A 6,807-nucleotide genomic window follows, 5' to 3' on the forward strand; every position below is an offset into this window, starting at 1 on the left:
TCTGATATGTGTCGCGTTCGGCGGCGGCGCGGACCGACGTCGTCGAAGCGGCCGCATTGGCCGGGCGAGGCACGGTCCGTTCGCGATACGGCGGTAGACCGGGTGCGTCCGGTCGATGACGACTGGGTAGAAAGCGGTCGCTGACGGTTGTAAGTCCGAAGAAAGCACGCCCGACGCGGAAAAAAGCCGCGTCGGGCCTGCCGATTGGTCCCCGCTGACGCTTCGGCCCTCCAGACGAAGCGTCATCTGACGATAGCGGGTAGAGAGTAATAAACGTGTTGTACGCCGCTCACATGTGTTCCTCTTCTAACACCCAACCGAGCGCGCGCTTGTAGTGCGCGAACAGCTCCTCGACGCCGCGGTGGTTCATCTCCTCGTCGTCCAACTGCTCGCGGAGGAACTCGTACTGCTCTCTGACCTCCTCTTCCGAGCGCATGTCACGCGGTACGGTGCGGTCCCGGATAGTGTTGTGGCCGGGGAGTCTGACGTGCGGTCGCCTCGGGAGGTGTGTCGGGTTACGTCGTCGGGGTTCCGAAATCGAGGGGATCCGGGCGGCCGGCGGCTATCGGTACCGCGCGACGAGCGGTCCGGCTAGCAGCAGCACGCCGACCGCGGTCAGTAGCCCGCCGAACCGCGTCGACCAACCGAGCGTCGTCACATCGAGGAGCGTCGTCACGCCGAGCATCGCCGTCAGGAGGCCGACTAGCAGGAATATCGCGCCCCAGACGACATCGGGGACCAGTTTGGCTACCTCACCGATGAACACGTCGAGGATCTCGTCGAGCATGGGGACCGGCCGTGTTCGAACGTCGACGCTGCCGGGCAAAATACTGCCGACGGCCGGTGGCGAACACCGCCAAAGCCCCAGCCGCTCGCGTATAAATGGCTCTCGGTACGCCGAACACCGCCAAAGCCCCAGTCGCGAGGGCGAAGCACGCCGCAGTAAGCACCGCAACGAGGGAGCGCCAGCGACCGAGTGAGGCGCGCAACAAGGCGCGCGAGCCCTCGCGACTGCCCCTTCGAGTCCCACCTCTACCACCCCGCACCGCAGCCTCACACCTCCCCAGCCTCGCGGTTCGCGCTCTTCGAGCGCTCACCGCGTCCAGCGAGGGACCAGTGGTCCCTCTGGCAGCCGGCGCTACGCGCCGGCGACCTCGCGCGTGCGACTCGCGCCCTGTGGGCGCTCGTCGGCACGCGCCACTGTACTTCAATCTAGCTCCCGGTCGTTACTCGCCCGCTTCGTCGCGCTCCACGTCCATCCCGAGGTCGGCCATCGCGTCGAAGAAGCCGGGGAACGAGACGTCGACGTGCTCCGCGCCCCGGACCGTCGTCGTCCCCTCCGCGTCGAGCGCGGCGATAGACAGCGCCATCACGATCCGGTGGTCGCCGCGGCCGTCGACGGTCGCGCCGCGCAGGTCGCTCTCCGACCCGTGGATCGTGAGCACATCCGGCTCCTCGGTCGTCGCAGCGCCCATGGCCTCCAGTTCCTCGGCCATCGCGGAAACGCGGTCCGTCTCCTTGTAGCGGACGTGTTCGCAGTTCTCGATCCGCGTCTCGCCGTCGGCGACCGCGCCGAGCGCGGCGATCGTCGGGAGCAGGTCGGGCGTGTCGCCCACGTCGACGGTCACGCCGGAGAGGGCGGCGCGTTCGACCGCGATCTCGCCGGCCTCCCGGTCCCACTCCACGGGCGCGCCCATGCGCTCGACGATATCGACGATCGCGGCGTCGCCCTGCGCGCTCGGTCGCGCGCCCTCGATCCGGAGCGACTCGCCGGGGGCGGCCGCGACCGCGCCCGCGCCGAGCAGGTACGAGATGGAGGAGAAGTCGCCCGGGACCGCGTACGTCCCGTCGCTCGGGGCGTACGTCTGGCCGCCGGGAACGGCGAAGCCCGCGGCACCCGCGGCCCCATCGAGCGGGTCGCCCGTCCCGTCGACCGGGGTCGCCTCGACGCCGAAGTCGGCGAGCAGTTCGAGCGTGATGTCGACGTACGGCGCGGACTTGAGCGGCGTCGTGAGGTCGACCTCGACCCCCTCGTCGGTGACCGCGCCGGCCATCAGCAGCGCGGTGACGTACTGCGAGGAGACGTCGCCCGGGATCGCGACTTCACCGCCGGCGAGCGGGCCGGCGACGACGAGCGGGGCCCGCCCGTTCGACCGCGTGGATTCGGCGCGGACGCCGAGGTCGCCGAGCGCGTCGAGCAGCGGGCCCTGCGGCCGCGAGCGGAGCGAGCCGTCGCCGGTGAGCACCGTCGTCCCGTCGGCGAGCGCGGCCGCGGCGGTGACGAGCCGCATCGTCGTCCCCGAGTTCGCACAGTCGATCACGTCGTCCGGGACCGCGGGCCGGCCGCCGAACCCCTCGACCGCCAGCGCGTCGGCGTCTGCGAGGTCGGGGTCGGCTCCGTCGGCCGCCGCCGCGCCGTCGTCGGCGGGCGCGACCGACCCGCCGAACGCGCCGACGGCCCGGGCGGTCGCCCGCGTGTCGGCGGAGACCAGCGGCGATTCGACGGTCGCGCCGTCGCTGTAACCCGCCGCGAGCAGCGCGCGGTGGGTGTAGCTCTTCGACGGCGGCGCGCGGGCGGTCCCTCGGAGCGTCGAGCGCGTGACGTGGACATCCATACGCCCCCTGCCGGCCGCGGCGACAAGTCGGTACCGACCGCGGCACGATTGCGACCGCGGCTCGACGGGCCTCGCAGCGTCGCGGCACACCCTTTATACCACCGGGAGCGTTACCGTCGCGTATGCCCCAGTGTGAGATGTGCGGCGCCGAGGAGTCCTCGCTGACGACGACGAAGGTCGAAGGCGCCGAACTGGAGCTCTGTAGCTCGTGTACGGACTTCGGCACCGAGGTCCGCGACGAGTCGACGAGCTCCGGCGGCGGCAAGTACTCCACCAGCTCCAGCACCGGGAAGTCGTCCTCGTCGTCCGGCTCCTCCGGGTCCGGCGGCTCCTCGGGCGGTTCGAGCCGCCCCCGGGACATGTTCGACGACATGGACGAGATCGCCACCGACTACGACGAGCAGATCCGCGAGGCCCGCGAGTCGCGGGGGCTGAGTCAGGAGGAACTGGCCGACCAGCTCAACGAGAAGGCGAGCCTCATCCGCAAGCTCGAGCGCGGCGACACGCTCCCGACCGACGAGGTCCAGCGCAAGCTCGAACGCGCGCTCGACATCTCGCTGGTCGAGGGACAGTCGACCGACGACGCCGACTGGGAGACCAACGACGCGGGCACGATGACGCTCGGCGACGTCGTCAAGCGGAAGGACTGAGCCGGAAGAGCCGTCCGTCCCCGCACTCCGCCGTCTCGCCGGCCGTCAGACGGTCGCGCCGCCGTCGTCCGTCTGCTCCGATCCGCCGTACCGCTCGGTGAGGTAGTCGATGATGTAGTCGACGGTCTCGGGGTCGTAGCTCCAGAACCCGTAGAACTCGCCGGGCGCGCGCTCCTCGGCGAGCAGCGCGCACTTGGCGTCCTCGTAGCCGCCCCCGTCGTACGCGACGAACCACGTCTCGCGGATCTCGGCGGTCTCGCCGACGTGGACGGTGTAGGTGCCGACGTCCGGCGCGTCGCCCTCGGCGGCGGCATACGCGTGGACGTCGAGCCGGTCCTTCTCGCCGAGCAGGTCGTAGGTGTCCGCCTCGCCGGTGAGGACGTCGAGCGTCTGGAACCCCGCGTGGAGTTCGCCGTCGCCGACCCGCCACGCGCGGTCCTCGATCTCCCTCGAGGCGGCGACCATGTCCTCGCGGGAGTAGGAGGTGAACATCGTCTCGTCGAGGTGGTCCAGCACCGGGCTTCCGACGCGCCTGCCGCCTCTCCGCCCGGCCTCCGACTCGTCGCTCTCCTCGGGCGACGCGTCCTCTCCGTCGTCGCCCCGCCCCGGCAGCAGTTCGTCGACGGTCACGCCCGTGACGAACTCGCCGTCCCGCGCCAGGACGGCGAACTCCTCCGGGCCGGAGGCGGTCTGGTCGTCGACGATCCGGACGTTGCGGTCGGCGAAGTACTCCCGGAGCTCCTCCGTAACCGCCGGATCTGTGTTGAACACGGTCAGCGTGGCCTCGTGGGCTTCCACGCCGGCGATGAGCTCGATGAGGGACATCCCTTGCCGGACCCACAACAGCGGGGTATAAGGTCGTTTCTGCTCTCCGGGCCGCGAGCCCGCCTCGGGACCCGGGCGGTGCCGCGAACCTCGACGCGGGACGCGGCGCGAAGCACGAACATATTTGCGCCGCGCCGCCCGAGTGCGCGTATGTTCATCCTAGTGAACCTCAAGGCGTACCCGTGCGATCCGATCGAGGTAGCGACCGCGGCCCGCGACGTGGCCGAGGCGTCCGGCGCGCGCATCGCCGTCTCCCCGCAGGCGGCGGACCTCGCTCGCGTCGCCGAGACGGGCGCCGAGACGTGGGCGCAGCACGTCTCGCCGAACGAACACGGCTCGCACACGGGCTCGACGCTCGCCGAGGCCGCGGCCGATAACGGGGCGGAGGGGACGCTCGTCAACCACTCGGAGAAGCGCCTGAAGCTCGCCGACATCGACGGCTCCGTCCGGGCCGCCGAGCGTGCCGGCTTGGAGACGATCGTCTGCGGGAACAACCCCGCGCAGATCGGTGCCGCCGCCGCCCTCGGCCCGGACGCGGTCGCCGTCGAGCCGCCGGCGCTCATCGGCGGCGATGTCTCCGTCGCGACCGCCGACCCCGGGATCGTCGAGGACGCGGTCGCGGCCGCAGAGGCGGTCGACGACGACGTCGACTTGTTCTGCGGCGCGGGCGTCTCGACCGGTGAGGACGTCGCGGCCGCCGGCGACCTCGGTGCGGCCGGCGTCCTGCTGGCCTCCGGCGTCGCGAAGGCCGACGACCCCGAGGCCGTGCTCGAGGACCTCGTCTCCGGGCTCTGAGCGAGCGACCTCGACGGTCCGTCTCTGCCTAGCGGGGACGACCCACGTCCGCGTGCCCGCGACGATCGAACCGCATCCTCGATCTCGAACCGCCGCTGCGATTGCGGGTCGGTATAAAAACATCGATGTGAGCGACTCACACGATCGAGAAACCGCACGACGGCGGCGACTTTCTTCTCCCGGACAGATCGCGGCGTCTAGTAACCTTTAACCGAAACAAGCCGCTATCTGTGACCAAGATGGCGAGCAACAAAATTCTCGGTATCGACCTCGGTACCACCAACTCCGCGTTCGCGGTGATGGAGGGCGACGAGCCCGAGATCATCGCCAACGCCGAGGGCGACCGGACGACGCCCTCGGTCGTCGCCTTCGCCGACGACGACGAGCGTCTCGTCGGCAAGCCGGCGAAGAACCAGGCCGTCCAGAACCCCGACCGCACGATCCAGTCGATCAAGCGGCACATGGGCGAGGACGACTACACCGTCGACATCGGCGACGAGGAGTACACCCCGGAGCAGGTCTCGGCGATGATCCTCCAGAAGATCAAACGCGACGCCGAGGAGTACCTCGGCGACGACGTCGAGAAGGCGGTCATCACCGTCCCCGCGTACTTCAACGACAAGCAGCGTCAGGCGACGAAGGACGCCGGCGAGATCGCCGGCTTCGACGTCGAGCGCATCGTCAACGAGCCGACGGCCGCCTCCATGGCGTACGGCCTCGACGACGAGTCCGACCAGACCGTCCTCGTGTACGACCTCGGCGGCGGCACGTTCGACGTGTCGGTCCTCGACCTCGGCGGCGGCGTCTACGAGGTCGTCGCCACCAACGGCGACAACGACCTCGGCGGCGACGACTGGGACGAGGCGCTCATCGACCACCTCGCCGACGAGTTCCAGAACGACCACGGGATCGACCTCCGTGACGACCGGCAGGCGCTCCAGCGCCTGAAGGACGCCGCCGAGGAGGCGAAGATCGAACTGTCGAGCAAGAAGGAGACGACGGTCAACCTCCCGTTCATCACCGCGACCGACAGCGGGCCGGTCCACCTCGAACAGTCCGTCACCCGCGCGACGTTCGAGAACCTCACGACCAACCTCATCGACCGCACCGTCGAGCCGACCGAGCAGGCGCTCGCCGACGCCGACTACGCGAAGTCGGACATCGACGAGGTCATCCTCGTCGGCGGCTCCACCCGGATGCCGCAGGTCCAGGAGAAGGTCGAGGAGCTCGTCGGCCAGGAGCCGAAGAAGAACGTCAACCCCGACGAGGCGGTTGCGCTCGGCGCGGCGGTCCAGGGCGGCGTGCTCTCCGGCGACGTCGACGACATCGTCCTCCTCGACGTGACCCCGCTCTCGCTCGGCATCGAGGTGAAGGGCGGCCTCTTCGAGCGGCTCATCGAGAAGAACACCACCATCCCGACCGAGGAGTCGAAGGTGTTCACCACGGCCGCGGACAACCAGACCTCCGTCAACGTCCGCGTCTTCCAGGGCGAACGCGAGATCGCCGAGGAGAACGAGCTGCTCGGCGCGTTCCAGCTCTCCGGCATCCCGCCGGCGCCGGCCGGAACCCCGCAGATCGAGGTCTCGTTCAACATCGACGAGAACGGCATCGTCAACGTCGAGGCCGAGGATCAGGGCTCGGGTAACGCCGAGTCGATCACCATCGAGGGGGGTGTCGGCCTCTCCGACGAGGAGATCGACCAGATGCAAGAGGAGGCCGAGAAGCACGCCGAGGAGGACGAGGCCCGCCGCGAGCGGATCGAGGCCCGCAACGAGGCCGAGACGACGATCCAGCGCGCCGAGACCCTCCTCGAAGAGAACGAGGAGGAGCTCGACGACGACGAGCTCGTCGCCGACATCGAGGCGGCCATCGAGGACGTCGAGGACGTGCTCGAAGACGAGGACCTGTCTCTTATACACATC

7 protein-coding genes are annotated in these 6,807 nt (G+C 69.8%); 3 read left to right on the forward strand and 4 right to left on the reverse strand.

From position 1 onward, the window contains the following. Positions 1-289 precede the first annotated feature (289 nt). The 3 genes from C464_RS19190 to aroA form a co-directional block, all read right to left on the reverse strand. Positions 290-436 carry a hypothetical protein gene (locus tag C464_RS19190; protein WP_006112955.1) on the reverse strand — a complete coding sequence of 49 codons (147 nt, stop codon included), beginning with the start codon at positions 434-436 and terminating at the stop codon, positions 290-292. A gap of 126 nt (positions 437-562) precedes the next feature. Then, positions 563-787, reverse strand: a complete 225-nt coding sequence (locus tag C464_RS07110) for a hypothetical protein (RefSeq protein WP_006112956.1) — start codon at positions 785-787, stop codon at positions 563-565. A 439-nt stretch (positions 788-1,226) separates the two neighbouring features. Then, positions 1,227-2,615, reverse strand: coding sequence for a 3-phosphoshikimate 1-carboxyvinyltransferase (gene aroA / locus C464_RS07115; protein WP_006112957.1), 1,389 nt, complete (start codon positions 2,613-2,615; stop codon positions 1,227-1,229). A gap of 122 nt (positions 2,616-2,737) precedes the next feature. Between aroA and C464_RS07120 the strand changes: the two genes are divergently transcribed. Next, the gene (locus C464_RS07120) at positions 2,738-3,265 is read left to right on the forward strand and encodes a multiprotein bridging factor aMBF1 (protein ID WP_006112958.1); all 528 of its coding nucleotides are present in this window, start codon (positions 2,738-2,740) and stop codon (positions 3,263-3,265) included. A 45-nt stretch (positions 3,266-3,310) separates the two neighbouring features. Here C464_RS07120 and C464_RS07125 read toward each other — a convergent pair whose 3' ends face one another. Beyond that, positions 3,311-4,090, reverse strand: coding sequence for a DICT sensory domain-containing protein (locus tag C464_RS07125; protein WP_006112959.1), 780 nt, complete (start codon positions 4,088-4,090; stop codon positions 3,311-3,313). A 150-nt stretch (positions 4,091-4,240) separates the two neighbouring features. On the opposite strand from C464_RS07125, the gene tpiA reads away from it, so the two are divergent. Beyond that, positions 4,241-4,885, forward strand: coding sequence for a triose-phosphate isomerase (tpiA, locus tag C464_RS07130; protein ID WP_006112960.1), 645 nt, complete (start codon positions 4,241-4,243; stop codon positions 4,883-4,885). Positions 4,886-5,124: 239 nt separating this feature from the next. Further along, on the forward strand, positions 5,125-6,807 hold a 1,683-nt coding region (dnaK, locus tag C464_RS07135; protein ID WP_193366014.1), incomplete at its 3' end, for a molecular chaperone DnaK.

This window comes from Halorubrum coriense DSM 10284 (genome assembly GCF_000337035.1).
Taxonomy (GTDB): Archaea; Halobacteriota; Halobacteria; order Halobacteriales; family Haloferacaceae; genus Halorubrum; species Halorubrum coriense.

Excerpts from the sequence above, each read along its gene's own strand:
- C464_RS07125 (WP_006112959.1), bottom strand. The coding sequence starts at position 4,090 with ATGTCCCTCATCGAGCTCATCGCCGGCGTGGAAGCCCACGAGGCCACG.
- C464_RS07120 (WP_006112958.1), top strand. The coding sequence starts at position 2,738 with ATGCCCCAGTGTGAGATGTGCGGCGCCGAGGAGTCCTCGCTGACGACG.
- aroA (WP_006112957.1), bottom strand. The coding sequence starts at position 2,615 with ATGGATGTCCACGTCACGCGCTCGACGCTCCGAGGGACCGCCCGCGCG.
- tpiA (WP_006112960.1), top strand. The coding sequence starts at position 4,241 with ATGTTCATCCTAGTGAACCTCAAGGCGTACCCGTGCGATCCGATCGAG.
- C464_RS07110 (WP_006112956.1), bottom strand. The coding sequence starts at position 787 with ATGCTCGACGAGATCCTCGACGTGTTCATCGGTGAGGTAGCCAAACTG.
- C464_RS19190 (WP_006112955.1), bottom strand. The coding sequence starts at position 436 with ATGCGCTCGGAAGAGGAGGTCAGAGAGCAGTACGAGTTCCTCCGCGAG.